The 25368-nt window shown below is 65.9% G+C and carries 28 protein-coding genes; 13 read left to right on the top strand and 15 right to left on the bottom strand.

All coding sequences use genetic code 11. The annotated features are described in order from the left end of the window. Positions 1 to 29 precede the first annotated feature (29 nt). The 4 genes from lptB to GGR45_RS00535 all read left to right on the top strand — a co-directional run bounded on the left by lptB (position 30) and on the right by GGR45_RS00535 (position 4069). Entirely contained in the window at positions 30 to 830 is an 801-nt protein-coding gene (gene lptB, locus GGR45_RS00550) for an LPS export ABC transporter ATP-binding protein (RefSeq protein ID WP_175313331.1), read from the top strand. 210 nt (positions 831 to 1040) lie between these two features. Beyond that, a complete protein-coding gene (gene rpoN / locus GGR45_RS00545; RefSeq protein WP_175313329.1) occupies positions 1041 to 2522 on the top strand; it encodes an RNA polymerase factor sigma-54 in 1482 nt (493 codons plus the stop codon). Positions 2523 to 2592: 70 nt separating this feature from the next. Continuing rightward, positions 2593 to 2973, top strand: coding sequence for a hypothetical protein (locus GGR45_RS00540; protein ID WP_175313327.1), 381 nt, complete (start codon positions 2593 to 2595; stop codon positions 2971 to 2973). Positions 2974 to 3580: 607 nt separating this feature from the next. Beyond that, complete coding sequence (locus tag GGR45_RS00535) at positions 3581 to 4069, top strand: Ros/MucR family transcriptional regulator (protein WP_175313325.1); 489 nt, start codon at positions 3581 to 3583, stop codon at positions 4067 to 4069. 256 nt (positions 4070 to 4325) lie between these two features. Here the strand turns inward: GGR45_RS00535 and GGR45_RS00530 are convergent, their stop codons facing one another. The 13 genes from GGR45_RS00530 to flgB form a co-directional block, all read right to left on the bottom strand. Continuing rightward, on the bottom strand, positions 4326 to 5216 hold the full coding sequence (locus tag GGR45_RS00530; RefSeq protein ID WP_175313323.1) for a flagellar motor protein MotB: 891 nt from the start codon (positions 5214 to 5216) through the stop codon (positions 4326 to 4328). Positions 5217 to 5219: 3 nt separating this feature from the next. Beyond that, positions 5220 to 6083 carry a flagellar motor stator protein MotA gene (motA, locus tag GGR45_RS00525; RefSeq protein ID WP_007406209.1) on the bottom strand — a complete coding sequence of 288 codons (864 nt, stop codon included), beginning with the start codon at positions 6081 to 6083 and terminating at the stop codon, positions 5220 to 5222. Between the two features lie 102 nt (positions 6084 to 6185). Beyond that, positions 6186 to 7082: a flagellar hook-associated protein FlgL gene (gene flgL, locus GGR45_RS00520; RefSeq protein ID WP_175313321.1), complete on the bottom strand. Its 897-nt coding sequence runs from the start codon at positions 7080 to 7082 to the stop codon at positions 6186 to 6188. A gap of 5 nt (positions 7083 to 7087) precedes the next feature. Beyond that, positions 7088 to 8431 carry a flagellar hook-associated protein FlgK gene (flgK, locus tag GGR45_RS00515; RefSeq protein ID WP_175313319.1) on the bottom strand — a complete coding sequence of 448 codons (1344 nt, stop codon included), beginning with the start codon at positions 8429 to 8431 and terminating at the stop codon, positions 7088 to 7090. A 15-nt stretch (positions 8432 to 8446) separates the two neighbouring features. Continuing rightward, on the bottom strand, positions 8447 to 8776 hold the full coding sequence (locus GGR45_RS00510; RefSeq protein WP_175313317.1) for a rod-binding protein: 330 nt from the start codon (positions 8774 to 8776) through the stop codon (positions 8447 to 8449). Then, on the bottom strand, positions 8773 to 9870 hold the full coding sequence (locus tag GGR45_RS00505; protein WP_175313316.1) for a flagellar basal body P-ring protein FlgI: 1098 nt from the start codon (positions 9868 to 9870) through the stop codon (positions 8773 to 8775). The genes GGR45_RS00510 and GGR45_RS00505 overlap by 4 nt, the downstream gene beginning before the upstream one ends. A gap of 11 nt (positions 9871 to 9881) precedes the next feature. Then, positions 9882 to 10550 carry a flagellar basal body L-ring protein FlgH gene (locus GGR45_RS00500; RefSeq protein WP_175314122.1) on the bottom strand — a complete coding sequence of 223 codons (669 nt, stop codon included), beginning with the start codon at positions 10548 to 10550 and terminating at the stop codon, positions 9882 to 9884. Between the two features lie 74 nt (positions 10551 to 10624). Further along, positions 10625 to 11413, bottom strand: a complete 789-nt coding sequence (gene flgG / locus GGR45_RS00495) for a flagellar basal-body rod protein FlgG (protein ID WP_175313314.1) — start codon at positions 11411 to 11413, stop codon at positions 10625 to 10627. Between the two features lie 13 nt (positions 11414 to 11426). Next, positions 11427 to 12182 carry a flagellar basal body rod protein FlgF gene (locus GGR45_RS00490; RefSeq protein WP_175313312.1) on the bottom strand — a complete coding sequence of 252 codons (756 nt, stop codon included), beginning with the start codon at positions 12180 to 12182 and terminating at the stop codon, positions 11427 to 11429. A gap of 30 nt (positions 12183 to 12212) precedes the next feature. Next, a complete protein-coding gene (locus GGR45_RS00485; RefSeq protein WP_175313310.1) occupies positions 12213 to 13502 on the bottom strand; it encodes a flagellar hook protein FlgE in 1290 nt (429 codons plus the stop codon). A 28-nt stretch (positions 13503 to 13530) separates the two neighbouring features. After that, positions 13531 to 14214 carry a flagellar hook assembly protein FlgD gene (locus tag GGR45_RS00480; RefSeq protein ID WP_336621448.1) on the bottom strand — a complete coding sequence of 228 codons (684 nt, stop codon included), beginning with the start codon at positions 14212 to 14214 and terminating at the stop codon, positions 13531 to 13533. 17 nt (positions 14215 to 14231) lie between these two features. After that, positions 14232 to 14642 carry a flagellar basal body rod protein FlgC gene (gene flgC / locus GGR45_RS00475; RefSeq protein WP_175313305.1) on the bottom strand — a complete coding sequence of 137 codons (411 nt, stop codon included), beginning with the start codon at positions 14640 to 14642 and terminating at the stop codon, positions 14232 to 14234. A 3-nt stretch (positions 14643 to 14645) separates the two neighbouring features. Then, positions 14646 to 14996, bottom strand: coding sequence for a flagellar basal body rod protein FlgB (gene flgB / locus GGR45_RS00470; protein WP_175313303.1), 351 nt, complete (start codon positions 14994 to 14996; stop codon positions 14646 to 14648). 223 nt (positions 14997 to 15219) lie between these two features. Here flgB and GGR45_RS00465 point away from each other — a divergent pair, with 223 nt between their 5' ends. The 9 genes from GGR45_RS00465 to GGR45_RS00425 all read left to right on the top strand — a co-directional run bounded on the left by GGR45_RS00465 (position 15220) and on the right by GGR45_RS00425 (position 23058). Next, entirely contained in the window at positions 15220 to 15915 is a 696-nt protein-coding gene (locus GGR45_RS00465) for a motility protein A (protein ID WP_175313301.1), read from the top strand. After that, a complete protein-coding gene (locus GGR45_RS00460) occupies positions 15912 to 16463 on the top strand; it encodes a hypothetical protein (RefSeq protein WP_217498114.1) in 552 nt (183 codons plus the stop codon). The genes GGR45_RS00465 and GGR45_RS00460 overlap by 4 nt, the downstream gene beginning before the upstream one ends. Further along, positions 16460 to 16957, top strand: a complete 498-nt coding sequence (locus GGR45_RS00455; RefSeq protein ID WP_175313299.1) for a flagella basal body P-ring formation protein FlgA — start codon at positions 16460 to 16462, stop codon at positions 16955 to 16957. Before GGR45_RS00460 ends, GGR45_RS00455 begins: the two co-directional genes overlap by 4 nt. Positions 16958 to 17051: 94 nt before the next feature. Continuing rightward, entirely contained in the window at positions 17052 to 17345 is a 294-nt protein-coding gene (gene flgM, locus GGR45_RS00450; protein WP_175313297.1) for a flagellar biosynthesis anti-sigma factor FlgM, read from the top strand. Continuing rightward, positions 17342 to 17653 carry a flagellar protein FlgN gene (locus tag GGR45_RS00445; RefSeq protein WP_175313289.1) on the top strand — a complete coding sequence of 104 codons (312 nt, stop codon included), beginning with the start codon at positions 17342 to 17344 and terminating at the stop codon, positions 17651 to 17653. The genes flgM and GGR45_RS00445 overlap by 4 nt, the downstream gene beginning before the upstream one ends. Before the next feature lie 222 nt (positions 17654 to 17875). Further along, on the top strand, positions 17876 to 18733 hold the full coding sequence (locus GGR45_RS00440; protein ID WP_175313287.1) for a lytic transglycosylase domain-containing protein: 858 nt from the start codon (positions 17876 to 17878) through the stop codon (positions 18731 to 18733). Between the two features lie 3 nt (positions 18734 to 18736). Further along, positions 18737 to 20818 (top strand): flagellar biosynthesis protein FlhA, encoded by a 2082-nt coding sequence (gene flhA, locus GGR45_RS00435; RefSeq protein WP_175313285.1) that lies wholly within the window; start codon positions 18737 to 18739, stop codon positions 20816 to 20818. Beyond that, complete coding sequence (locus GGR45_RS00430) at positions 20815 to 21633, top strand: sigma-70 family RNA polymerase sigma factor (protein ID WP_175313283.1); 819 nt, start codon at positions 20815 to 20817, stop codon at positions 21631 to 21633. The genes flhA and GGR45_RS00430 overlap by 4 nt, the downstream gene beginning before the upstream one ends. Positions 21634 to 21828: 195 nt before the next feature. Next, the gene (locus tag GGR45_RS00425) at positions 21829 to 23058 is read left to right on the top strand and encodes an FtsX-like permease family protein (RefSeq protein ID WP_175313281.1); all 1230 of its coding nucleotides are present in this window, start codon (positions 21829 to 21831) and stop codon (positions 23056 to 23058) included. Between the two features lie 131 nt (positions 23059 to 23189). Here the strand turns inward: GGR45_RS00425 and GGR45_RS00420 are convergent, their stop codons facing one another. Both GGR45_RS00420 and GGR45_RS00415 read right to left on the bottom strand, forming a co-directional pair. Continuing rightward, on the bottom strand, positions 23190 to 24035 hold the full coding sequence (locus tag GGR45_RS00420; protein WP_175313279.1) for a flagellin N-terminal helical domain-containing protein: 846 nt from the start codon (positions 24033 to 24035) through the stop codon (positions 23190 to 23192). Between the two features lie 212 nt (positions 24036 to 24247). Continuing rightward, on the bottom strand, positions 24248 to 25114 hold the full coding sequence (locus tag GGR45_RS00415; RefSeq protein WP_175313277.1) for a flagellin N-terminal helical domain-containing protein: 867 nt from the start codon (positions 25112 to 25114) through the stop codon (positions 24248 to 24250). Between the last annotated feature and the right edge of the window lie 254 nt (positions 25115 to 25368).

Here is a 25368-nt window from a genome sequence, read left to right as displayed (position 1 = left end):
TCTGACCAGTCAAGGGAAGAACAGTGCCGATGGACATGGAAACCCCGATTCGCGAGGCTGATCAGCGCCCGGGCCATCGCACCGCTCCCGTATCGGAGCCGCCGGTCGCCAACGGCCTTCAGGTGGTGTCGATCGCCAAGAGCTATGACAAGCGCGTCGTCCTGACCGATGTGTCGGTGTCGGTCGGGCGCGGCGAGGTGATCGGGCTGCTCGGCCCCAATGGCGCGGGCAAGACGACCTGCTTCTATTCGGTCATGGGGCTGGTGAAGCCCGACTCGGGCCGCATCATGCTGGACGGCGAGGATATCACCGGCCTGCCCATGTATCGCCGCGCGATCCTGGGCCTGGGTTATCTGCCGCAGGAAACCTCGATCTTTCGCGGGCTGTCGATCGAGAAGAACATCCTGACCGTGCTGGAACTGGCCGAGCCCGATCCGGCCGAGCGCGCGCGCAAGCTCGACAAGCTACTGGAGGAGTTCGGCCTGACCCGGCTGCGTGCCGCGCCCGCCATGGCGCTGTCGGGTGGCGAGCGTCGCCGCGCCGAGATCGCGCGCGCGCTGGCCGCCGACCCGTCGATCATGCTGCTCGACGAGCCATTCGCGGGCATCGATCCGATCTCGATCGCGGACATTCGCGATCTGGTGAAGGACCTGAAGCGGCGCGATATCGGCGTGCTCATCACCGACCATAATGTCCGCGAGACGCTCGACATCGTCGACCGCGCCTACATCATCTATGACGGCCGCGTGCTGTTCAGCGGATCGCCGGAGGAACTGGTCGCCGACGCCAATGTCCGCCGCCTGTATCTGGGCGAGGGCTTCTCGCTCTGACCGCATGAACAGCGCCTGTCGATCCGCACCTGATGGCATGACCGGCGCGGCGGGCGCGGACGCGCGGAGGAATCTTGCCCCAATTCCTCCCCTGCAAGGGGAGGTGGCAGCGCAAAGCGCTGACGGAGGGGTGTCCCGCTATCGAAAGGGCGACACCCCTCCACCATGCTTCGCATGGTCCCCCTCCCCTTGCAGGGGAGGAATGATGCTGTGAGCCTGGCGCCGCGCCTCGACATCCGCCAGTCGCAATCGCTGGTGATGACGCCACAGCTTCAGCAGGCGATCAAGCTGCTGACGCTGTCGAATCTGGAGGTCGAGGCGTTCATCGCCGAGGAGGTGGAGAAGAACCCCCTGCTCGATGCCAGCGCCGTGCGCGAGGTCGCGACCCCCGAACGCCCCGAGCGCGAGGCCCCCGCCGGAGCAGACGAACTGGTCGCCGGAACCGCGCCCACCGAGGATCGCGGCCTCGACCTGGATTATGCGACCGAGAGCCATCAACAGGACAGCGTGGCCGATGGCGGCACCGGGCCGGACGGCGGCCTGTCGCTGAACGGGGCGAGCGGCGGTGGCCTGGGCGGAGAGGACGGGCCGGACTGGGATTCGCTGCCCGACGACGCACCCAATCTGGCCGAGCATCTAGAGGCACAGGTCGCGCTGATCCTGTCGGGCATGGACCTGACCATCGCCGCGCATATCATCGACCAGATGGACGAGGCGGGCTATCTGACCGTGTCGCTGGACGAGATCGCCGAGCGGCTGGGGGTGGCCCCCGCGAAGGTCGAATCGGTGTTGAAGGTCGTACAGAGCCTGGACCCCACCGGCGTCGGCGCCCGCGATCTGGCCGAGTGCCTGGCGCTGCAGGCCAAGGAGGTCGATCGCTACGATCCGTGCATGGCCAAGCTGATCGCCAATCTGGACCTGCTGGCACGCGGCGACCTGGCTCGGTTGAAGCGGATCTGCGGCGTCGATGACGAGGACATGGCGGACATGATCCGCGAGCTGCGCGGTTATGATCCCAAGCCCGGCTGTCGCTATGGCGGCGAGCCCGCCCGCGCGGTGGTGCCCGACCTGTTCGTCAGCCGGACCAAGGCGGGATGGGGGATCGAGCTGAACACCGCCACCCTGCCCCGGGTGCTGGTCAACCGCCGCTACTATCAGGAGCTTCGCCACGGCCCGCAGGACAAGGGATCCAAGGCGTGGCTGGCCGATTGCCTCGCCAGCGCCAACTGGCTGATGAAGGCGCTCGACCAGCGGCAGCGGACGATCATCCGCGTCGCGACCGAGATCGTGAAGCAGCAGGAGGCGTTCTTCCTCCACGGCGTTGCGCATCTGAAGCCGCTGACCCTCGCCCGCGTCGCAGAAGCGATCGGGATGCACGAATCGACGGTCAGCCGGGTGACGAGCAACAAATATCTGAGCTGCGCGCGCGGCCTGTTCGAGCTGAAATTCTTTTTCACCAGCGGCATCGCGGCGGCGGATGGTGGCGATGCGGTGTCGGCGGAGGCAGTGAAGAGCGCGATTCGGACGCTGATCGCCAATGAGGGGGCCAAGATCCTCTCCGACGACACGTTGGTCGAGCTGCTTCAGGCCAAGGGCTTTGACATCGCCAGGCGTACGGTCGCCAAATATCGCGAGTCGCTGGGCATCGGCAGTTCGGTCCAGCGACGCCGGGCGCGCGCGCTGGGCGGGTGAGCCTGCCCATGGCTTGAACGCCGCGCCATGTGTATTACATCAGACATACACAAGTTGCGAGACCAAGCCGATGGGCAAGAAGAAGCACAAGAAAAAGCAGAAAAAGGCCAGGCTGGACGAGCAACCCGGCACATCCCAAGGTTCCTCGCCGCTACACCGCTTTGGTCAGGCCCTGCTCGATCAGGCGCGTAGTCCGGCGGGGCGGCAATTGTTGGCGACCGGACTGGTCGTCGCCGCCTCCGCGCTAGCGCGCGAAACGGGGCGGCGGGCAGCGGAGGAACCGACTCCCGCGCCGGATTCGGCGAAGACGGAAGCGCCCGAGTCGCCGAAGACCGAGGGCACCACGCGCTCGGGCGTGTCCGACGTCGCCGCCTTCGCCGGCATGGCGCTCTCGGCGCTCGACCAGTTCATCAATCGCCCTGCCCCCTCCGACGACAGGTCGAAGACGTAAGTCTCCCGAAGCGGGATTCCGTTATGGGACGATGGGATTTTTCCCAACCAGTGTAGAAAGCAAAACGGGGGGAGCGAACCAGTCGCTCAACCCCCGGCACCGACGCGCGATGCCGGTTTTCCCGGCGGCATCCACTCCTGCTTATTTCTATAGTTGAAGCGCGGCGATGGGGCAGCCTAGGCTGATGCGCTGCGGAAGCAAGCCAAAAAAAGGGCCGGTCGCAAGACCGGCCCTGAAAGTTTTTTAGGAGAGGATGCCTGAAAGGCCCGATCCTTATGTCCAGCAGAGACGATTAACACAAATGCAACCTCATCAATTTTAGTTGCATTTTTTGCATTCGCCCTCATCGACATGACGTTACCGCTCCAACCGACGTGTCGAGGCAGCGCGTCTTGATCGAAATCAGCCGTAATTCCCGATTATCTTAGCACTTTCGGTGGATCCTTCTGATCTTTCCGGAAAAAACGAGCATTGATCGGGTAGGTTCTTCAACATCCCACAAATATCAAATCAGTCATAAACCAATAAAATTTGATCCTATGTTGCTTCCAAAGGTTGACGCCGGGCGACGGACCGTTAGGTCACGTGGAAACAACAGGAGCGTATCATGGCCGACGACCCTATCGATGTGAATGCCGTAGAACTGGCAACTGAACTGACCATTGCGTGGCTGGGCAATCCCAATACCCGCACCTCGTCGGAAGAGGTTCCAGCCTTCCTTCACAAGATGCACGAGACGGTGTCTTCGCTTCTCGGCAGTGCGCCGCAGGCGAACGATGTCGAGGCCCCCGCCGAATATGTTCCGGCCGTGTCGGTCCGCAAGTCACTGGCATCGAAGGATCACATCGTTTCGATGATCGACGGCAAGCCTTACAAGACGCTGCGCCGTCATCTGGCCACCCATGGCCTGACCCCGGAAGAATATCGTGAGCGTTACGGTCTGAAGCCGGATTATCCGATGGTCGCCGAAAGCTATTCGGAAAGCCGCCGCGCGATGGCCAAGAAGATCGGCCTGGGCCGCAAGCCGGGGCCGCGCAACGCCGCCGGTGCCGCTCGCAAGCCGCGCAAGGGCGAAGCAGCCGCCAACGCCGAATAAGCGGGTATCAGCATCGCAAAAGGGCCTGCCCGGCCGTCATCCAACTCCCAGGGGATGATGGCCGAGCAGGCCCTTTTTTGCTGGGGTGGACTTGTCAGCGCATGCGGGGGGATAGGCGGCGACCTGTCCAAGGGAATCTTCCGTCGGGCGCACGGGCCGAGGCCGTTAATCCCCGAAACGGCAGCATCTTCGCCATTCCCGAGTAAATGGTGGAGGCAAGGAACGCTCGGGGGCCATCCCCAAACATTCCTTAGCGTCACTGCCCGAACACGCCCTTGCGATACAGAAGGGTGATTGCCACCCGGCGATTGCGCGGATCCGAAGGGTTGCCCGCGATCATCGGTTCGCGGTCGGCCACGCCCTCGATCCGCTCGAACCGCGACTCGGGCAGACCACCGATGGCCAGCCGCCGACGAGTCGCTTCGGCGCGGCTGGACGAGAGCAGCCAATTGTTCATCGCGCGCGGATCGCCATAGGGCACGCTGTCGGTGTGGCCGCGGATCATGATCGTGTTGGGCACGTCGGCAACCGTCTTGGCGATGGTGCCGATCAGGTCTGACGCCGCCGGGGACAAGGTCGTCGTGCCGGTCGCGAACATCGAATAATCCGCATTGTCGACCAGGTCGATGCGCAGGCCCTCCTGGGTCGGGATGAAGCGGACATGCTGCGCCAGCTTCTTGAGCTCGGGCGTGACGTCCATCTTCTTGAGGAGTTCGCGCTTAATCGCGTCGAAAGTCTTCTTGTCCTGCGCCACCGCATTGGGATTGCGCAGCGAGCCCTTGTCGCCCGTCCCTGCCTTGTCGCCGCCATCCTCGGCCGCCTTGGGTACGATCAGCTGGATGCGACCGCTTATGCCGCTTTGCTGGCGGCCCGCGCCAGGACCGCCGTTCAGCACACCGCCACCGATGCCCGTCGACTTGGTATCGATCAGGGTCGGCGCGAAATAATCGGCGATGCCCTTGCGCTGTTTCTCGGTGGTCGCGCCCAGCAGCCAGAGCAGCAGGAAGAACGCCATCATCGCGGTCACGAAGTCGGCATAGGCCACCTTCCACGCGCCGCCATGGTGCCCGCCATGACCATCGGCGATGATCTTCTTGACGATGACGATCTTGGGCGGCTCGTTCTTGCCATGCGGTGCGCGCGCCATGGTTTAGCGACCCCGCAGGCCGTCGAACACCTCGGCAAAGCCAGGCTGATCCTTGTGCGCGATCCCGGAGCGCGCGGCTTCGATGACCAGCGGCTGCGGATGGCCATGGAGCGAGGCGATGATGATCTGCTTGACGACATGATAGATGGCGGCGTCGGCGTCGATCACCTGCTTCAGGCGGCCCGCGAACGGATTGACGATACCGTATGCGAGCAACACGCCCATGAAGGTGCCCACCAGCGCCGAGCCGATCATGCCGCCCAGCACGCTCGGCGGCTTGTCGATCGAGCCCATGGTCTTCACGATGCCGAGCACGGCGGCGACGATGCCGAGCGCGGGCAGCGAGTCGGCGAGACTCTGCAGCGTGCCCTGCGGCCCTTCGACCTCGTGGTGATGGGTCTTGATCGCGTTGTCCATGACCTCCTCGACCGCATGCACGTCGAGCGTGCCCGACGACACCACGACCAGACGCAGCGTGTCGGCGATCAGGTTGACCAGCGTATGGTCGGCGACGAGCCGGGGATATTCAGCGAAGACCGAGGAGGACTTCGGATCCTCGACATGCGGCTCCAGCGCGATCGGACCTTCGGTGCGCAGCATCTTCATCAGCTTCGAGACGAGGAAGATGACGTCCAGATAGTCCTGCTTCTTGTATTTCGGCCCCTTAAAGATCTTGCCCATCGCGCCGCCCAGCGCCTTCAGCTCCTTGCCGGAATTGCCGATGACGAGCGCACCGACGGCCGCGCCGCCGATGATGAGCATTTCGTGCGGGATCGCATGGAATACCGGCCCCAGCTGACCGCCGGTAATGGCAAAGCCGCCGAAGACCATGCCGAGCAAAATGACGAGGCCAATGGCAGGAAACATGGTGAACCGAAACTCCCGAAGACCGGCTTCAGCGCCTGTCGGATCACCGGCCTAGACGCGTAAGGTCAAAATAGAGTTACCGGGCTTCACGCCCGGACGCGATCATTTCAGATAATCGAACAACGACAGGCTGGTCAGCTTGGTGAAACTGGCCTGGGTCGCCTGAAGGACCGTCATCGTCTGTTGCAACTGGGTGATGGTGGCGACGGGATCTGCATCCTCGATGCTAGAGCGGAGCTGCGCCCGGTCGGTGCTGGCCGCCTGTTGCAGCCCCTGCTGCAACTCGACCCGCGCCTCGCGCGCGCCGACCGACGCCTGCACGGTCGCGACATTGTCGTTGGCTGCGTGCAGCTTGTCCATCGCATCCTTGATCGTCGCGCCGACATCGCTGCCGCCCGTCTTCAAAGCCGTGACGAGCGTGTTGAGGACGTTCAGCGTATCGTCGTTCGCCCCTGCCTTGAACACGCGGTCCGCACCGACCGAGACATCAACCGTCTGGCCGTCGGCGATCGGAATTTCGGACACATTGGCCTGCGAATAGCTGTACCGGCCATTCGTCATGGTCACCGCATCGGTGCCCGCCGCCGCGCCGAACAGCGGCAGACCGCGCGCATCCTTGGAATTGGCGAGGCCGACCAGCGCGTCGCGGATCGAGGCCAGCTGGTCGCCAACACTGGCCCGATTGGCATCGGACAGCGTGCCATTGGCCGCCTGGGTGGTCAATTCCAGCGCCTTTTGCACCTGGTTGCCGATCTGGCCGAGCGTGGTGTCGGCCTGTTGCAGCAACGAGCCCGCAAGCGTCAGATTGGTCTTGTAGACCACATCGTCGGCGTCGCGGCGATCGAACTCGGCGACCTGGGCGGCGGCGGCGGCATCGTCCGACGGGTTCGTCAGCTTCTTGCCGGTCGAAATCTGGACCTGCAACGCATTCGCCTTGCCGGTCAGCGCGGTCATCCGCCGCGAGGCGGTGTCGTAAAAGACGCTGGTGGAAATCTGCATGACCGTTACCGGAGCTCGAGAATGGATTGGAAGGTTTCGCGTGCGGCCTGAATCACCCGGCTCGTGGCGGAATAGGCCTGCTGAAAGCGCATCAGCGTCACCGCCTCCGAATCGAGGGTGATGCCCGATGCGGCCGACAGCGTCGCCCTGGCCCCGTCGCTGATCGCCGTCTGCGCGTCGGCGACGGTCTGGCGTTGTTTCAGCGTGGTCGCATTGTCGGTGATGATTTGCGTCAGCTTGAGTTCAAAGCCGTTCGATCCGCGCGCGGTTTCGAGCGCATCGAGATTGTCGGAATTGCGCGAACCCTGATTGCCCCGCGCTGCCGCGATCGTCGAACCATCGGTCAGCAACAGGCTCATCTGCGCGGTCCCGGCGGTCAGACCGAACATCGCCGGGCCGGTATTGCCGTTCAGATCCTGCCCGGCAGCCTGGAGACCGTTGACCGTCTCGACGAAGCTCTTGGCGACCTGGTTGAAGGCACCGCGCGTCGCGTTGATCCGCTCGGCCCCGTCCAGCATCCCCGCCATCGCGCCACCACCGGGCACGAAATCGCTGATCTGCCCCTGCAAGGCGACATGAAACGACACGCCGCCATCGGCTCCACGCTGATAGGTGACGGAGCCGGTGGTGTCGGTCGCGGCCAGGATCGGGCCGGCCCGGTCGCCCAGCCGCACCGTCGCGCGGCCGAGTTCATCGGTCGTGCTGGTGATGTCGGACAGCGCGCTCATCTGGGTCAGGATCTGGTCGCGCTGATCGGCCAGCTGCGCCGCTGCCGCGGTGCCGGGCTGGGTTCGGCCCAGCCCGTCATTGACGCGGACCAGCGAGGTGGCGAGCGACGACAAATCATGCGCGGCCTGCCGCGCCTGGCCATCGAAGTCGGCGTTGATCTGATCGAAGGCCGAATCGGTCGCAGTGAACGCGGTCGCGGTCGAGCGCGCGGTTTCCAGCATCGTGGCGCGCAGTGCGGTCGAGGTCGGCTCTGCCGCCAGCGTGCGCGCGGCGGTAAAGAAGGATGTCAGCCGGGTCTGGACCTGGTCGCCGGTCATCGCGCCCTCGATCCGACTGAGCCAGGTCGCGCCGGTCGTAGTGCGGGACAGGTCGGCGGTGGCCGCGCGCACGGCAGCGCTGGCATAGACGTCGGTGGCACGCGCGATGCCCACCACCATGACGCCCGCGCCTGCGGAGACCTTGTTCGCCGCGAGCCCTGCGGCCGGCGAAATCTCCTGCATCGTGATCGTCCGGCGCGAATAGCCTTCTGTTCCGACATTGGCGATATTCTCACCAACGGCGGTCAGCGCGGTCTGATATGCGCGGACGCCCGAAGCGCCGATAGAGAGCAGGTCGCTCATGCGAGTCGGACTACGTTATGTCTGGTTAACAGCGGGTTGAGATTTCGCCAGGAATGCCGTTACCGCCTTGCCGATCCCGAGCGGGGCTTGGGTCGCCATCGTCTGGGCAACTTGTTGATCCTGCATGTCCCGGAATGTGTCGAGCGCCTTGGAGTCGAACATCGTGTCGCTCAGCTTGGTCTGGCGCATCGCCTTCAGCATCATGCCGGTGAAGATCGCCTCGAACTGGGTGCCCGCCTTGTCCAGATTGGCGCCGTTCGACAGGCGGCGGGTGTCGGTGGACACGGTGCCCGCGATGGCGGAGGCCGCCGTCGCTGGCGATGTGGGTGCGATGCTCTGGGTCACAGGACGATCAACTCCGCCTTGAGCGCGCCGGCTTCCTTCAGCGCTTCGAGAATGGCGACCAGATCGGACGGAGCCGCGCCGATCGCGTTCACCGCCTTGACCACGTCGGCCAGCTTGGGCCCTGGGGCCATGATGAACATCGGACGCTTCTCCTCCTCGACCGAGACGCCGGACTTCTGCGTCACCGCCGTCTGGCCGCCGCTCAAGGGACCGGGCTGGCTGACGCGCTGTTGCTCGTCGATCTTCACGGTCAGCTTGCCATGGGTGACGGCGGCCGGGCCGACACGAACAGCCGAATTGATGACGACGGTGCCGGTACGCGCGTTGACGATGACCTTGGCGGGCGGTTCGGCCGAAGCGACGTTCAGATTCTCGATCTCGGACATCAGGGTGGCGCGGACATCGGCGCCCATCGGCGCGCGCACCGCGACCGACACGGCGTCCATCGCCTGCGCGGTGCCGAGCCCCAGGCGCGCGTTGATCGCCTGCGCGACATTCTGCGCGGTGGTGAAGTCGGCGCGTGCCAGGTTGAAGGTCAGGCTGGGCGCGGTGTCGAAGCCGGTGGCGACCGCGCGCTCGACCGTCGCCCCTTCGGGGATACGACCAACCGAGGGGATGTTGACGACGATCTTCGATCCGTCCGCGCCTTCCGCGCCCAGACCGCCGACCGCCAGATTGCCCTGCGCCATCGCGTAGATCTGGCCATCCGCACCCTGAAGCGGGGTGAGGATCAGGCTGCCACCACGAAGCGACTTGGCCTTGCCCATCGAGGCGACGGTGATGTCCAGCTTCTGGCCCGGCTTGGCGAAAGGCGGCAGCTCGGCCGTGACCATCACCACCGCGGCATTCTTCATACCCGGATTGGCGGTCGGCGGCAGCTGCAGCCCGAAGCGCGAGACGACGGCCTTCAAGGACTGGACGGTATATTCCAGATTGTCATCACCCGTGCCCGGCAGGCCGACGACGACGCCGTATCCGGTCAACTGGTTGGTGCGGATGCCCTGGAACCCGCCCAGATCCTTGATCCGGTCGGCCGAAGCCGGACCTGCGATCGCGAAAGTGGCGAGGAGCGCGAGAAGGAAGCGGAGGATCATGTACTATTGCCTTAGAACGGGCTGACGGCTTGGAAGAAGCGGCTGAGCCAGCCCTGGCGGCTGGCGCGGGCGACATCGCCCTTGCCGGTATAGGCGATCTGCGCATCGGCGACGCGGGTCGATTCGACGCGGTTGTCGATGCCGACATCGGCCATGCGGACCAGCCCCTTGATCTGGATGAACTCGTCACCGCGGTTCAGCGTCACGCGCTTCTGTCCTTGGACCAGCATCGTGCCGTTCGAAAACACCTGCGCGACGGTCACGCTGATCTCGCCCGACAGCGAGTTGGATTGATCGGCCGCGCCCGAGCCGTTGAAGTTGCGGCTGCCGCTCATGCCGATATCGGTCGACTTGAGCAGCGAGCCCAGCGGACCGGTGGTCGGCGGGGCCAGCCCCAGATCGCCCTTCGAGCCGAGCTTGGAATTGGCCGACTTGGACGCCGCCGTCCGCTCGACGAGCACGATGGTCAGCGGGTCGCCGACCTTGCGCGCGCGCCAGCCTTCGTACAGCGCGGCATAGCCGTCCGACACCTGGAAGATGCCGCCATTGGGCTGGACGGGTTGCGCGACCGGCTGCATCGGCATCGGCGCGGGACGCACGGTCGAGAAATCCTCGGCAGGCTTTTTGCGGCCGAACAGGCTGGCATGAGCGGGCGCGGGGATCAGCGCGACGGCGACCATGGTGCCCGCCGCCGCCGACAGCGCCAGCTCGGTCCAATAGTCGAAACGCAGGGTGGGAAGGCGCAGGGTCATGGTCACAGATTCTGGTTGGCGTACTGGAGCATCTCGTCGGTCGACTTGATCATCTTCGAGTTGACCTCATAGGCGCGCTGGGTCTCGATCATGTCGACCAGCTCCTCGACGACGTTCACGTTCGAGCCTTCGAGCATTCCCTGCCGGATCTGGCCGCGCCCTTCGAGCCCGGCGACCCCCATATTGGCGGCGCCCGAGGCGGCGGTCTCGGTCAGGTAATTGTCGCCCTTGGACTGAAGCCCGGCGGAGTTGGGGAAGCTGGCGATCTGGATCTGGCCGATCTCGGCGGGCGCGGTCTGGCCCGGCAGGGTTGCCGAGACGGTGCCGTCGGTGCCGATCGTGACCTGGGTCGTGCCCTCCGGGATCGTGATGCCCGGCATCACCTGATAACCCTCGGCGGTGACGAGCAGCCCCTCGGCCGAGCGCGAGAAATTGCCCGCCCGGGTATAGCCGAGCGTGCCGCCGGGCATCTGCACCTGAAAGAAGCCGTCACCGTCCAGCGCCAGGTCGAGGCTGTTGTTGGTGGTCTGCATCGACCCTTGCGTGTTGATGCGCGCGGTCCCCTGGATGCGCACGCCGGTGCCCAGGTTCAGGCCGGTCGCGTACTTGCTCTCGGTCGAGCTGGCGGCGCCGGGCGCGGTGATCGTCTGATAGGCCAGCGTCTCGAACGCGGCGCGATCGCGCTTGAACCCGGTCGTGTTGACGTTGGCCAGGTTGTTCGAGATGACCCGCATACGCATATCCTGGGCATCGAGCCCGGTGCGCGCGACGTGCAAAGCGGCGGAAGACATAACCCTTTATTCCTCAGCTTGGCAGACGCATCAGCGATGCGCTGTTCTCATCCAACGACTTGGCCTCTTTCATGAGGTTGGCCTGCACCTCGTAGCTGCGCTGGTTCTCGATCATGTCGACCAGCGTCTGGGTCATGTTGACGTTCGACCCTTCGAGAGCGCCCGACTGGACGGTGGCGTCCATGTCCTGCGGCATCGCGCCGCCGCCCTTGACGCGCAGCAGATTGTCGAGCCCCTTGACCGTCTGCGTGCCGCGCGTGTCGGCCAGCTTCATCCGGTCGATCACCTGGGGCTGGGTATCCGGCCCGGCCCCAAGGGGGATGATCGACAGCGTGCCGTCGGGGGCGATGGTCATCGAGTTGTACGGCGGCACCGTGATCGGGCCGTTCTGGCCGATCACCGGATAGCCGTCGCCGGTCTGCAGCACGCCCGAAGCCGTAACCTCCAGGTCGCCGCGACGGGTATAGGCTTCGGAGCCGTCCGGGGCCTGCACCGCCAGCCAGGCGCTCGACGTCGCGATGGCGATGTCCAGCGCGTTGCCGGTATGCTGGACCGTGCCCGGCGCGCGATCAGCGTCGGTCACTTCCTCGGCGGTGGGCATCCGCGCCTCGAACGCCGCGCCGCCACCCTTCAGGTCGATGCGGTCGAACACGACGCGATCGGCGCGAAAACCGATCGTCGAGGCATTGGCCATGTTGTTGGCGATCGCGGTCTGCGCCGCCATGTGCGCCCGCATTCCCGTCGATGCCGTATAGACCAGCTTGTCCATCGCGGTTCCCCGTTAGCCCCCGGCTCTCGCTTAGCTGCGGATGTTGAAGATGGTCTGCGAGATCTGGCTCGACGTATCGAGCGCCTTGGCGTTCGCCTGGAAATCGCGCTGCGCGGCGATCAGGTTGACCAGCTCCTCGGTGATGTCGACGTTCGAGCCTTCAATGGTGCTCGACCGGATCGCGCCGTATGCGCCTTCATTGGCGGTGCCGAACTTGGCCGCGCCCGACTTGCCGGTCGCTTCCCAATAGCTGTTCCCTTCCTGGCGCAGGCCCGGCATGTTCACGAAGGTCGCCACCGCCACCTTGCCCAGATTGGCCGTCTCGCCATTGGTGAACGATGCCGTGACCAGGCCGTCGTCACCGACCGACACGCCCGACAACAGGCCGACCGCCTTGCCGTCCTGGGTGCGCGAGGCGACCGAGAAGATCGAACCCGACTGCGACGAGCCGGTATAGTCGATGGTCAGCGGCTGTGCGGTGATCGAGGTGCGCGGCGTATAGTCGTCGAATTTGACCGGCCCGATCGGCGCCTTCAGGTTGCCGCCCGAGTCGAAGGTCATCTCGATCGGCGCGGTCGAGCCGTTCTGCGTCATCTGCTGATCGTTGACGTAGCTGTAGACCTGCCAAGTGCTGCTGCCGTCGGCAGGCTGGATCGGCTTGTTGTTCGCATCCAGCGGCAATGGCTTGCGGACATAATAGTTGGTCAACGTCATGGCATTGCCCGACGTGTCGTAGATCTTGGTCTGGGTCGTGTTGTTGTACGTGCCCATGTTGGTCCGATCGAACGCGCCGGTCGGGGCGACCGCGGTGCTCGACAGGTTGATGTCGAGCGTGACGTTCTTGGTCGAAACCGGCGTGCCGCTGGTCGGCGGCAGCTGCAGGCTGGTCAGGCCGTCATTGCCGAACGAGGTGACGTTGCCGTCCTTGTCGACCGGGAACACCTGAACCCGGTTCCCTTGCGTGTCGGTGACGTAATTGTTCGTGTCGACCTGGAACGAGCCGTTGCGGGTATATTGCAGCGTGCCGGTCGTGCCGCCCGACTGCACCGTGAAGAAGCCGTCGCCCGAAATGGCGAGGTCCAGCGCGTTCGACGTGCTGGTGTAATTGCCTTCCTTGAACTCCTGCCGGTTGGCCTTGACCACCGTGCCCGAGCCGACCTGCTTGAACGGGTCGGTCGAGAAATTGGCCGCCATCACGTCGGCGAATTCGGCGCGGCTCTTCTTGAAGCCGTTGGTGCCGACATTCGCGAGGTTGTGCGAGATGACCGACATGTCGGTCTGCGAAGCCTGAAGGCCGCTGAGCGAAGTGTAGAAGGACATGGGCTATCTTCCTGGTGCGTAAAGGGGATCAACCGACCGAACGGACGGCGGAAAGCTGGACCTGGCCGAGACCGGCGACGGTCAGGACGGGGGAACCGGTGGCGGGCATCGACACCGACTGGACCGGCGCCCAGACGAGCGAGCGGCTACCGACGGCGGTGTTGCCGTTCATTGCCGAAACCGAGATGGTGAAGGGACCGGCCCCGGCTTCCTTGCCGTCCGCCGTCTTGCCGTCCCAGTCATAGCCGACGGTGCCGCCCTGCTGGCTGCCCAGCGACAGCGACTTGACGACCGCGCCATTGGCGTCGGCGATCGTCACCGCCACGTCCGAGGCCGCGCCGTCCAGCTCGATCTGGCCAGCCAGGCCGCCGCTGGCCCGGCCATAAGCGGTGTTGCCCTGCGTCAGCACGGTCTTGCCGACATAGTTCATCGCGTCCGACGGCGTCGTCGCGTTCAGCTTGGTCGCGATGGCGCCGAGCGTGGTGTTCATCTCGGAGATGCCCGCGACGCTGGAGAATTGCGCCATCTGGGCGACCATCTGGGTATTGTCCATCGGCGCGAACGGATCCTGGTTCTTCAGCTGCGCGGTCAGCAGCTGGAGGAAATCGCCCTGGTCCAGCGTCGTTGCCGACTTCTTGGCCGGCTTCGTCGTCGTGGCCGTGGTGGTCGCACCGGCACGCTTGATGCCCAGATTGTCCAGCGTCGAGCTCATCGCGGTGGAGGTCATGTTCAGCGGCCCAGCTTGAGGGTATCGAGGATCAGCGACTTGGCGGTCTGCATCACTTCGACATTGTTCTGATAGGTGCGCGCGGTCTCCATCATGTCGACCAGCTCGCGGGTTTCGTCGACCGCCGCCTCGAAGACGTTGCCGTCCTTGTCGGCGAGCGGATTATTGGGATCGTGGCGCTTGGTGGGGTCTTCGCCCGCGGTCACGATCTTTTCGACATCGACGGTGGACAGGCCGGTCGCGGCGTCGAAGCTGGTGCGGAATACCGGCTTCATCGTCTTGTACGCGGTGTCGACCGACCCGGCGATGCCACCGGCATTGGCCAGGTTCGACGCAGTGGTGTTCATCCGCACCATCTGCGCCGACATGGCGCGGCCGGCGACCTGGAAGATGGAAAGCGGTCCGTTCGGCATCGCTTATTCGCCCTTCAGCGCGCGGGTGATGGTGGAGATGCGACCGTTCAGGAACGACAAGGTCGTCTGATACTGGACCGCATTCTCGGCAAAGGCGGTCTGTTCCTGATTGAGTTCGACGGTGTTGCCGTCGAGCGAGGTCTGGGTCGGCACGCGGTACTTCAGCGCATCGCCGATGCCCTGCCCCCGATCCTGACCGTCCTCGACCGAGGCGAGCGCCGCCTTGAAATCGATGTCGCGTGCCTTGAAGCCCGGGGTGGAGGCGTTGGCGATGTTCGACGCCAGCACACCCATGCGCTGCGCCCGCACTTCCAGTGCGGCACCGTGTACTCCAAAAAGCGTTTCTGCGGCCATCGATCAACCTCCTTTCCCACGCGGGACTTCGCGATGGCCGGGCTCTCGCAATGACCGTGCCAATTTCGCCAACAGGAGGGTGAGGGGCCACCGGCACGGCGTTTCCGGCAACCGGCTGCCGGTTTTTGCCGGTGGGCGGCAACGAAGCGGCAGCGTCCCTCGTGCACGGCCACCCGCCCCCCGGCGCGCTTCGATTTGGCCCGGTCTTTGCGTGGGAGCGCGCATGACTGCATTTCCTCCGCTTCATCAGTTCTTCGATTCCGCGGCGCTTGCCATCGTGCTGGGCGGAACGCTGATCGCGACGTTGCTCCGAACGCCCTGGCGCGATGCCAGGCGGGCGATGCGGGCATTGGCGGTGCTGCCCAGGCGCCCCTTCTCCGCCGAGCCGCTGATCGAGCAGATCGCGCACCTGTCGCGCATGGCCAAGCGCCACGGCGTCCTGACGCTCGACCGCTCGGTCATTACCGATCCCGACATGGCCGAGGCGGTCGCCGCGATCGTAGACGGCGAAGGGGCCGAGGCCGTGACCAGTCGCCTGAACCTTGCGCGCACCGCGCGGGTCGAGCGGCATGTCGCGGTCGCCGATATCTGGACCGGCGCGGCCGAGGTTTCGCCCGCCATGGGCATGGTAGGGACGCTGATCGGCCTGGCGACGATGTTCGCGACGATGAACGATCCGCAGCGGATCGGCGGCGCGATGGCGATCGCGCTGCTTGCGACCCTCTACGGCGCGCTGTTCGCCAATCTAATCGCGCAGCCGATCGCGATGCGTCTGCGCCGCGCCGCCCGGATCGAGGCGTTCGAACGCACCCGCATCGTCGCGCCGCTGGCCGCCCTCGCCGCGCGCGAGGCACCGCGTCCGTCGCGCGGGACCAGCCCCGGTCCCAAGTCCGGCCCCAATTTGGTCAGCGTCGCATGACCGAACCCTTTTTCCCCGAGGCCGCACCCGCACGCCCGATCTGGCTGATGACGCTCGCCGACCTGGCCCTGTTGCTGGTCGGTTTCCTCGTTCTGGTCCAGGCGACCGGCGCGGAGCGACGCCCGGCCCTGCTCAACGGTCTGCGCGCGCAGTTCGGCAGCAGCGACCATGTCGACCAGGCATTGCGGGCGCCGCCTCCCCCGCCGCCCGCCATGCCGGTCGCCGCCGCCTCACTGAGCTTCGCCCAGGGATCGGCCAGGCCGGTCGAGCCCGATCCGCTGTTCGGCCCCTGGGCGCGCGAGGCGCTGGCCGATCCGCGCGTCCGCCTGTCGATCGTCGGCTCGACCGATGGCAGCGCCGCCGATGTCGATCCCGTCACCCATAGCGCGGTCGTGCTGGCCGCCGATCGTGCCCGCGCCGCGGCCGCGCTGATCGGCCCCGCCGCAACCGACCGCCTGATCCTGTCCACCGCCGGGAAGTCCGGACCTCGCGTCGCGATGGTCACTCTGGTCTTTGCCGGTGAGCCTTCACGGAGACCCTCACGATGATCCTGTCCCTGCTTCTGGCCGGTGCCGCCGGTTTCCAGGATGTCGCCGCGCTCGACGCGGCCGTCACCGCCTTCACCGGCCGCCCGGTCGGAGTGGAGGGCGGCCCCCGCTCACCAATCGACAACCGGTTGAAGCTGGCCCAGTGTCCGACGGTCGCGCTGTCATGGCGTACGGAGGCGCATGACGCGGTGGTCGTCACCTGCTCCAGCCCGCAATGGCGCATCTTCGTGCCCGTGCTCTCGGCCCCCAGGCCCGCGCCCGAGGCACGCGTGATCCCCGCCGTCGCGGTCAAGGCAGAGCCCGTCATCAGGCGCGGCGACCCGGTCGTGATCGAAGCCGGATCAGATGGATTTTCCATTACAAGAGAAGGGGTTGCCATGGCCGATGCGGCGCCGGGCGGTCACTTCCCGGTACGCATCGAATCCGCCCGCCAGCCGATCCAGGCGGTGGCGCTGGCCAGCGGTCGCGCGACCCTGCCCGGCTGGTCCGAGTGACCGCGAAAAAGGCGACACGAGGCGTAACTTTCCGCTAAAAAACCCTGGCCCTTGGCCGTTATACTCCATGTCAGCGGAACCAAAGGGTGCGGACATGGTGGATGTAACAAGGCTGAGTGCCGGGGAAGCGAGGGTCGCGCGGATCGCCGGCGTAACGCGTCCCAACGCGCTCGCCAGCTCTACACAGACCGCGCCGAACCTGGCCAAGGCGAACAACGAGATGAGCGGCGTCAGCAACATGGCCCGCAATCTGGCGGCGCAGCCGCCGGTCGACATGGATCGTGTCGCCCAGATCAAAAAGGCCATCGCCAATGGCGATTTTCCGATCCTGCCGGCGACCATCGCCGACCAGATGATTGCGCTGAAGCTCGACTGGAATGGTAAATGACGCGCCGTGACGCCCTGATCCGGGTCATTGAAGCCCTCCACCGCGAAATCGCGGCGCTGAAGGTCAACGACGTGGCCGCGCTGGAACGCGCAACGACCGAGAAGCTGGCCGCGATCGAAGAGGTCGCTGCGCTCGGCACCGGCCCCGCAGGCCCCGAACTGCGCGAGCTGGCCGATGAGGCCAATCGCCTGAACGAGACTTGCCGCATCTATGTCAACCTGATGGCGGCCAATGTCCGCCGCCGGCTGCAGACGCTGACCGGGGACTCCGGCATGGGCTACCGCCCCGCGATGCGCGCTTACGCCTGATTGCCGTTTGCCGGGCGGCAGCGCCTTGCCGTTTTGCCGGATCGGCGGCGGCGACCCCGGCAAGACCGGCTACACCTCCTGATCCACCAAACAGCCAAGAGCCCGGATTTCCGGGCTTTTTTCATATCCGACGCCGATTTTCGGTACGATCGAACCGGCACCCGCAAAAATTGGCACGCCCCTTGCTGAGTATGGCCCGAACAAGGGCTTTTCTAACTCAGCATGACCGTCCAACCCGTCTCTCACGCCAGAATCCAATCGGCCATCGCGCTGGCATCCAGCCGCACGGGCGTCGATTTCGGCTATCTGCTCGGCCAGGCGAAGCTGGAATCCGGGCTGAACGCCAATGCCCGCGCCGGCACTTCCTCGGCCTCGGGTCTGTATCAGTTCGTCGAGCAGAGCTGGCTGGCGGTCGTCAAGAAGCACGGCGCCGAGCATGGCCTGGGCTGGGCGGCCGATGCGATCGGCCAGTCGGGCGGACGCTATTATGTCTCTGGCGGCGCGCGCTCGGCGGTGATGGGCTTGCGCAACGATCCCACCGCCGCCTCGCTGATGGCGGCCGAACATGCGTCGGACAACAAGTCCGCGCTGGAATCGACGCTGGGTCGTGAGGCGAACGGCACCGACCTGTACATGGCGCATTTCCTCGGCCTGGGCGGCGCGACCAAGTTCCTGGACAAGATGGCCCGCACCCCGCAGGCCAGCGGCGCATCCATGTTCCCGGCCGCCGCGCGCGCCAATCGTTCGGTCTTCTACGCCGCCAACGGCCAGCCGCGTTCGCTTTCCGACATTTACGACCGCTTCTCCGCCAAGCTGGCGGGCAGCCAGGCCGACAGCGACGAGACGCGCGCCGCCAATCTGCAATTCGCCGCGCAGGCGCTCGCGCTGCAGGGCATGAACGGCGACGCGACCGTCGTCACCGGCAACAACGAAAGCGCCGCCGATGCGATCGCCTGGGCCAACAGCACCATGAACCAGCTGGGGATGCGCGGAAACGCGGCGACCGGCGACAGCGTGCTGCGGCCCAAGCCCGATCATGCGCGGCTCGCCTATATGATGCTCGCACGGATGGGTGGCTAAGCGATGGGCAAGATCTTCGCCAATGGCCGCACCATGGCCCTGCCCGCCGCGATCCTGCTGCTGGTGCTGGTCATGGTCGTGCCGATCCCGCCGGCGCTGCTCGACATCTTTTTCGTCGCCAATATCGCGATCAGCCTCGCGGTCCTGATGGTCGCGCTGAATGCGGAAAAGCCGCTCGACTTCTCGGCCTTTCCGACCGTGCTGCTGTTCGCCACCCTGTTCCGCCTGGGCCTCAACGTCGCCTCGACCCGCATCGTGCTGGTCCATGGCCATGAGGGCGAGAGCGCGGCGGGCCATGTCATCGAGGCGTTCGGCACCTTCCTGATCGGCGGCGACTATGTCGTCGGCCTTTTCGTCTTCGCGATCCTGATGATCATCAACCTGATCGTCGTGACCAAGGGCGCAGGGCGCGTGTCGGAAGTCTCGGCGCGCTTCACCCTGGACGCCTTGCCCGGCAAGCAGATGGCGATCGACGCCGATCTGAACGCCGGCCTGATCACGCCGGACCAGGCCAAGGCGCGCCGTGTCGAGGTTTCCACCGAAGCCGATTTCTACGGTTCGATGGACGGTTCGTCCAAGTTCGTAAAGGGCGACGCCGTCGCTGCGATGCTGATCCTGGCGGCCAACATCGTCGGCGGCCTGATCCTGGGTCCGGTCAGCCATGGCATGGGCATCGCCGACGCCGCCAAGACCTATATCCTGCTCGCCATCGGCGACGCGCTGGTTGCGCAGCTCCCCTCGCTGATGCTGTCGATCGCCGCCGCCGCCATCGTGACGCGCGTATCGTCGGACAAGGATTTGGCGGGCCAGATCGGGTCGCAGTTCGGTGCGTCCAAGACCTGGATCCCGGTTGCCGTGATCCTGGGCCTGCTGGGCATGCTGCCGGGAATGCCGCATCTGGTGCTGCTGCCCGCCGCCGGGATCGCCGGGTTCACCGCCTGGAAGCTGCGCCAGATCGAGAAGCGCCCGGTCATCGCCCCCGCCCCCCCCGCGCCCGAGCCGGTCGACCCCTCGCGCATCGGCTGGGACGAGGTCATCGACGGGATGCAGGTGCATATCGACATCGGTTACGGCCTGGTGCCGCTGGTCGACGAGCGTCGCGGTGCGCCGCTGATGGCGCGCATCACCGGCGTCCGCCGCCAGCTGTCCAAGGATCTGGGCTTCGTCGTGCCGCAGGCGCGGGTCCGCGACGATATCAACCTGGCGCCCTATAGCTATCGCATCCTCATCAACGGGGTGGTCGCCGCCGAGGATCAGGTGTCGCCCGACGAGATGCTGGCGCTCGACACCGGCCAGGCGTTCGGCGAGCTCAACGGCAAGCCGGTCAAGGACCCGACCTTCGGCCTGCCCGCCACCTGGATCCTGAAGGGCGACGCCGATGCCGCCACCGGCATGGGTTACCTGGTCGTCGATCCGGGCACCGTCATGGCGACGCACCTGAACCATATCCTGTCCTCGAACGCCGCCGAGCTGCTCGGCCCCGACGAGGTCCAGTCGCTGCTCGACGGGCTGAAGGAGCGCGCCGCGCAACTCGCCGCCTCGCTCAGCCCCAACCCGCTGCCGCTCACCACTTTGACCCAGGTTCTCAAGGGCCTTCTTTCGGAGAATATCACCTTGAAGGAGTTCCGCCGCATCGCCAGCGCGATCGCCGTGGCGGCCCAGAAGACGCTCGACGCCGAGGAAATCGTCGAGCTGATCCGGCCGCAGCTGGGCGCGCTCATCATCCAGAAGCTGTGCGGGATGCGCGAACCGCTGCGCGTCATGACGCTGGACGGTCAGCTCGAAGGGCTGCTGGGCCAGGCCATGCGCGCCGACACGGCGCGCCGCCATGTGATCGAACCCGATCTGGGCCGCCGCATCACCGAGGCGCTGACCCAGGCCGCCCAGCCGCTGATCGCCGAGGCCAAGCCCTTCGCGCTGGTCGTCCAGCCGGGCGTGCGGATCGCGATGCGCAAGCTGCTGCGCACCTGCCTGCCCGATACCCCCGTCCTGTCCTTCTTCGAAGTGCCCGAGGACAAGGCGGTCGAAGTCGTCGCCGTCATCGGCGCTCCCCATCATCCCCAGCAACAGGCGTTGGCCGCATGAGCGCACATCCCCTGAGCGGCGCGTTCATGGACGCGCAGCCCTTCAACCCCGCCAATTTCGATCCCGCGCTGGCCAATCCCACGGTCGCCGATCAGCCGCTGACCTATCGTCCCGCGCCGCGTCGCGCAGGGATGCCCGGCGGCGACGCGAACGCCGTCATCCGCCAGCATCTGCCGCTGGTCCGCCGGATCGCGTGGCATGTGCACGGATCGATGTCGAGCCTGATCGAGGTCGAGGATCTGGTCCAGGTCGGCCTGGTCGCGCTGGTCGAGGCCGCCGCTTCGTTCGAAGAGCGCGGCGTCGAGTTCGGCCATTATCTGAAGTCGCGCCTGCGCGGCGCGATGATCGACGAGCTCCGGCGTCAGGCAACGACGACGCGCGGCGCGATGCGGCGGCGCCGCCAGTATCATGAGGCGGTCACCGCGCTGTCGCAGACCGCGGGCCAGCCCCCGGCTGACGAGGCGGTCGCCGAAAAGCTGGGCGTGACGGTCGAGCGGCTGCGCGCCGACTACAAGACCGCCGAAGCCGTGCGCATGGAGGCGATCGACGACGTCTATGCCGACGATCTGCCCTGGTTCGCGGACGACACGCCCAACGCCTTCGAGCAGCTGGCCGAAAGCGACCTGCGCGACGCGCTGATCGCCGCCATCTCCGCGCTGCCCGAGCGTGAGGCGATGGTGATCCAGCTTTATTATGTCGAGGAACTCAATCTGGAGGAAATCGGCCAGGTGCTAGGCGTGGGCGCGGCGCGCGTCTGCCAGATCAAGAGCGCGGCCCATGCCCGCCTGAAAAAGGCCCTCGCCAGCCAGCGATAATTTGATCCTCCCCGGCACGGGGAGGTGGCAGGGCGCAAGCCCTGACGGAGGGGGGCTTCCACACAGGTCGTCCCTCGCGGTGAACCCCCTCCACCAGCTTCGCTGGTCCCCCTCCCCGTGCCGGGGAGGATTGCAATGACAATTCCCGACAGGCTCCACTTAGACTAAGCGCGTCCCCGATGACCGGGGACGCCGATGCTCGCACGCCATGAACGCCATCTGATCGCGCGCTATCTGTGGCCGGGTGCAGGCGGGCGGCTGGTCCTGCTGGTCGCAGGCATCGGCTGCACCGGCGTCATGATCGGCGTCGCTGCGCTGGTGCTGGTCATCGCGGTCATGAACGGCGCGCAGACCAGGCTGGCCGACAGCGTCGCGCCGGTCGACGGACATCTCAGTGTCACCTTGCCCGCCGGCGCCGCGCTGACCGAGGCGCAGGTCGCCGCCGCGATCGCACCGTTACCAGGCGTCGCGCGGACCGAACCGATTCGCGAAATCACCGCCGGGCTGTCGATCGACGGCCGGATCACGCCTGTGAAATTACAGGGTCGCGATCCGCAGACACTCTATAGACTCGTGCCGACGATGCGCTCGGCGCTGGCGCATGGCCCCGATCCGGCGGGCGCGGTGGCGATCGGGCAGAGTGCCGCGCTGCAACTCGGCCTGTTCCCCGGCGACCGGATCGCGATCGGTCGAGTGCGGGTCGGCCCCGACCGCACCCTGTCGCTCGACCTGACCCCCGCGCGCGTCGCCGCCTTCTATCCGGACGACGATAAGGGCAGCGACCAGGTGACGTTGTTCGCGCCGCTCGATTCGCTGCCCGTCCTTCGCGACGATTCGGTCGTCACCCGTCACGTCGCGGTGGTGCTGACGGGCGCGGCCCAGGAAGGGGCGGTGACGGCCGCGATCCGGCGGCGGCTGGGTCCCGGCTATCCGATCACCAGCTGGCAACAGGCCAATCGCGCGCTGCTCGCCGCGCTCGTCACCGAGAAGATCGGCATGACCATCGCGGTCGGGCTCGTCACCCTGGTCGCGCTGTTCAACATATTGTCATCGATGACCCTGCTCGCGCGGGCCAAGCGGCGCGAGATCGCGATCCTGCGCACTATGGGCGTGTCGGCAGGCAGCATCATGCGAATCTTCGCCACCGTGGGGAGCATCATCGCGCTGATCGGCGCAGGCATCGGCCTGACGCTGGCCGCCGCCTTGTTGACCCAACGCGGCGCGATCGTCTCCGGCGTCCGCCGTCTGTCCCCGGCGCGGCAGGCGGAATGGGACGTGTTCCTGTCGCTGCCGATCGGGATTTCGGCACGCGAACTGGCGGTGATCGGGCTGAGCGTTCTGGCCGGGTCTGTGCTGGCCAGCCTTTATCCCGCCTGGCGCGCGGGGCGGACTTCGCCGGCCTTGGTGTTGCGCGCCGACGGATAGAACGCGAGTAAACCCCGGCGGCAAGGCTGCCGCCGGGGTTTGTCCTGCAAACCGGTCCGTGAGGATCTCGCGGCCGGTCGGCCCCGCCACCCGAGTGGGGGCGCGGTGCCGGGGCGCTCAGGATCCGGGAATTACTGTCCGAGCAGCTTGAGCACGCCCTGCTGCGACTGGTTGGCCTGGCTCAACATCGCGGTCGACGCCTGGCTCAGGATCTGGGCCTTGGCCAGCGCGGTGGTTTCCGCCGAGAAATCGGTATCCTCGATGCGGCTGCGCGCGTCCGTCAGGTTGGTGACGTTCGAGGTCAGGTTGTTGACCGCCGACTGAAGCCGATTCTGCGTGGCGCCGAGGCCTGCGCGGATATTGGCGACCTTGCCGATGGCGGCGTCGAACTTTTCGAGCGTCGCAGCGGCAGCAACGGTGCTCGGACCCGTACCGGGGTCGACGACCGCAATCGCGCCGTTGATATCGGTATCGGTGGTCAGGTTGGTGAAGGTCATATTGATGGCGTCGCTGGTGTTCGCGCCAGCCTGAATGGAGACGACCCCCGCGGTACCCGCCGAACCGTCCAGCAGCTTCTGACCGTTGAACTGCGTATTGAACAGGATGTTCGACACCTGCGAGGCCAGCGCGTTCTGCTCGGCCGTGATGTTCGCCTTGTCGTTGGTCGAATAAATGCCGTTGGCCTTCTGCACCGCCAGTTCGCGCATCCGCTGGAGCATGTTGCTCACCTCGTCCAGCGCACCTTCGGCGGTCTGCGCCATCGAGATGCCGTCGTTGGAGTTGCGGATAGCCTGGTTCATGCCGCGGACCTGCGAGGTCATCGAGGCGGCGATGGCGAGGCCGGCAGCGTCGTCCTTCGCGGAATTGATGCGCTTGCCGGTGGACAGGCGCTGCATCGAAACGTTCAGCGCTTCCGTTGCGGCGCCGTTGGCGCTCGAGGCGCGTAACGCCGAAATATTACTGGCGATAACCGTCATGGTCGTTCTCCAAAGCCGGAGCTCTCCGCCGCCCCCAAGGCGAAGGTCGAGCTGCCAAGACGGGTAACGACCGCTTGGAGACGGGCTTTAGAGAAAAAGTGAAATGGGCGCATTTTTTCGGGCGGAGCCCCCCGACACCTTATTATAAGGCATCGGGGGGTCCACCTTCCGCGACCGAGGGGAAAACCGCGGTCGGCATTCGCCCAGGGCGATTAGCCGAGGAGCTTCAGCACGCCCTGCTGCGACTGGTTGGCCTGGCTCAGCATCGCGGTCGACGCCTGGCTCAGGATCTGCGCCTTGGCGAGCGCGGTGGTTTCTTCCGAGAAGTCGGTGTCCTGGATGCGGCTGCGCGCTTCGGTCAGGTTGGTCATGTTCGAGGTCGCGCTGTTGACCGCCGACTGGAGCCGGTTCTGCACCGCACCCAGGCCAGCCCGGATCTTCGACACGTCGGCGATGGCGTCGTCATATTTCGCCAGCGTGTCGCCCGCCGTCTTCAGCGAGGCCGCGTCGGTCGCCGCGGTGAAGTCGACCACGTCGCTCAGCTTCGAACCCGTGTCCGGCGCACCCGCCGCACCGGCCGCATAGGTGGCGGTCAGATCGCGCAGATTGATGCTGACCGTGTCGGCGGTCGTCGCGCCGGTCTGGATCGACACGGTCGACGCGGCGTTGAACAGGGCGGTGCCGTTGAACTTGGTATTCTTGACGACCGAGCTGATCTGCGCGGCCAGCGAAGCCTGTTCGCTCGTGATGTTCGTCTTGTCGTCGGCCGAATAGGTGCCGTTGGACGACTGAACCTTCAGCTCACGCATACGCTGCAGCATGTTGCTGACTTCGTTCAGTGCGCCTTCGGCCGTCTGGGCCATCGAAATGCCGTCGTTCGAGTTGCGGATGCCCTGCGCCATGCCGCGGATCTGCGCGGTCATCGAGTTGCTGATGGCGAGACCCGCCGCGTCGTCCTTTGCCGAGTTGATGCGGTTGCCCGTCGACAGGCGCTGCATCGAGGTGCTCAGCGCCAGCGAGGCCGAGGTCGAAGCAGCAGTGGCTCGCAAAGCACTGACATTGCTAGAAATAACGGTCATGTGATGTCTCCATATCTGCTCGGCGATCCGTCTGTGTCCCCTCTGGACCACCGAGCCGCCGAATGGAGTAACGGCCGCTTTCCGGCAGGCTTTAGCCGGTTCCATGCAAATTTTTGCCGGTCGCCTTGCCGGTTTTGCCGGAACGGTCGCGCGCGCGCCGGGGCGTCGCCCGCACACATACGGGCGCGCGTCGCGCCCGGAAAAAACTTGCCGCCCGGCTTGCCGCATTAACTACGGTTTTACCAAACAGGGGG

The sequence above is a fragment of the Sphingomonas zeae genome (genome assembly GCF_014197135.1).
GTDB lineage: Bacteria > Pseudomonadota > Alphaproteobacteria > Sphingomonadales > Sphingomonadaceae > Sphingomonas > Sphingomonas zeae.
Note: the sequence above shows the minus strand (reverse complement) of the source record. Positions and strands in the feature narration are given on the sequence as shown.

Excerpts from the sequence above, each read along its gene's own strand:
- lptB (WP_175313331.1), top strand. The coding sequence starts at position 30 with ATGGACATGGAAACCCCGATTCGCGAGGCTGATCAGCGCCCGGGCCAT.
- GGR45_RS00540 (WP_175313327.1), top strand. The coding sequence starts at position 2,593 with ATGGGCAAGAAGAAGCACAAGAAAAAGCAGAAAAAGGCCAGGCTGGAC.
- GGR45_RS00535 (WP_175313325.1), top strand. The coding sequence starts at position 3,581 with ATGGCCGACGACCCTATCGATGTGAATGCCGTAGAACTGGCAACTGAA.
- GGR45_RS00530 (WP_175313323.1), bottom strand. The coding sequence starts at position 5,216 with ATGGCGCGCGCACCGCATGGCAAGAACGAGCCGCCCAAGATCGTCATC.
- motA (WP_007406209.1), bottom strand. The coding sequence starts at position 6,083 with ATGTTTCCTGCCATTGGCCTCGTCATTTTGCTCGGCATGGTCTTCGGC.
- flgL (WP_175313321.1), bottom strand. The coding sequence starts at position 7,082 with ATGCAGATTTCCACCAGCGTCTTTTACGACACCGCCTCGCGGCGGATG.
- flgK (WP_175313319.1), bottom strand. The coding sequence starts at position 8,431 with ATGAGCGACCTGCTCTCTATCGGCGCTTCGGGCGTCCGCGCATATCAG.
- GGR45_RS00505 (WP_175313316.1), bottom strand. The coding sequence starts at position 9,870 with ATGATCCTCCGCTTCCTTCTCGCGCTCCTCGCCACTTTCGCGATCGCA.
- GGR45_RS00500 (WP_175314122.1), bottom strand. The coding sequence starts at position 10,550 with ATGGTCGCCGTCGCGCTGATCCCCGCGCCCGCTCATGCCAGCCTGTTC.
- flgG (WP_175313314.1), bottom strand. The coding sequence starts at position 11,413 with ATGTCTTCCGCCGCTTTGCACGTCGCGCGCACCGGGCTCGATGCCCAG.
- GGR45_RS00490 (WP_175313312.1), bottom strand. The coding sequence starts at position 12,182 with ATGGACAAGCTGGTCTATACGGCATCGACGGGAATGCGGGCGCACATG.
- GGR45_RS00485 (WP_175313310.1), bottom strand. The coding sequence starts at position 13,502 with ATGTCCTTCTACACTTCGCTCAGCGGCCTTCAGGCTTCGCAGACCGAC.
- GGR45_RS00480 (WP_336621448.1), bottom strand. The coding sequence starts at position 14,214 with ATGAGCTCGACGCTGGACAATCTGGGCATCAAGCGTGCCGGTGCGACC.
- flgC (WP_175313305.1), bottom strand. The coding sequence starts at position 14,642 with ATGCCGAACGGACCGCTTTCCATCTTCCAGGTCGCCGGCCGCGCCATG.
- flgB (WP_175313303.1), bottom strand. The coding sequence starts at position 14,996 with ATGGCCGCAGAAACGCTTTTTGGAGTACACGGTGCCGCACTGGAAGTG.
- GGR45_RS00465 (WP_175313301.1), top strand. The coding sequence starts at position 15,220 with ATGACTGCATTTCCTCCGCTTCATCAGTTCTTCGATTCCGCGGCGCTT.
- GGR45_RS00460 (WP_217498114.1), top strand. The coding sequence starts at position 15,912 with ATGACCGAACCCTTTTTCCCCGAGGCCGCACCCGCACGCCCGATCTGG.
- GGR45_RS00455 (WP_175313299.1), top strand. The coding sequence starts at position 16,460 with ATGATCCTGTCCCTGCTTCTGGCCGGTGCCGCCGGTTTCCAGGATGTC.
- flgM (WP_175313297.1), top strand. The coding sequence starts at position 17,052 with ATGGTGGATGTAACAAGGCTGAGTGCCGGGGAAGCGAGGGTCGCGCGG.
- GGR45_RS00445 (WP_175313289.1), top strand. The coding sequence starts at position 17,342 with ATGACGCGCCGTGACGCCCTGATCCGGGTCATTGAAGCCCTCCACCGC.
- GGR45_RS00440 (WP_175313287.1), top strand. The coding sequence starts at position 17,876 with ATGACCGTCCAACCCGTCTCTCACGCCAGAATCCAATCGGCCATCGCG.
- flhA (WP_175313285.1), top strand. The coding sequence starts at position 18,737 with ATGGGCAAGATCTTCGCCAATGGCCGCACCATGGCCCTGCCCGCCGCG.
- GGR45_RS00430 (WP_175313283.1), top strand. The coding sequence starts at position 20,815 with ATGAGCGCACATCCCCTGAGCGGCGCGTTCATGGACGCGCAGCCCTTC.
- GGR45_RS00425 (WP_175313281.1), top strand. The coding sequence starts at position 21,829 with ATGCTCGCACGCCATGAACGCCATCTGATCGCGCGCTATCTGTGGCCG.
- GGR45_RS00420 (WP_175313279.1), bottom strand. The coding sequence starts at position 24,035 with ATGACGGTTATCGCCAGTAATATTTCGGCGTTACGCGCCTCGAGCGCC.
- GGR45_RS00415 (WP_175313277.1), bottom strand. The coding sequence starts at position 25,114 with ATGACCGTTATTTCTAGCAATGTCAGTGCTTTGCGAGCCACTGCTGCT.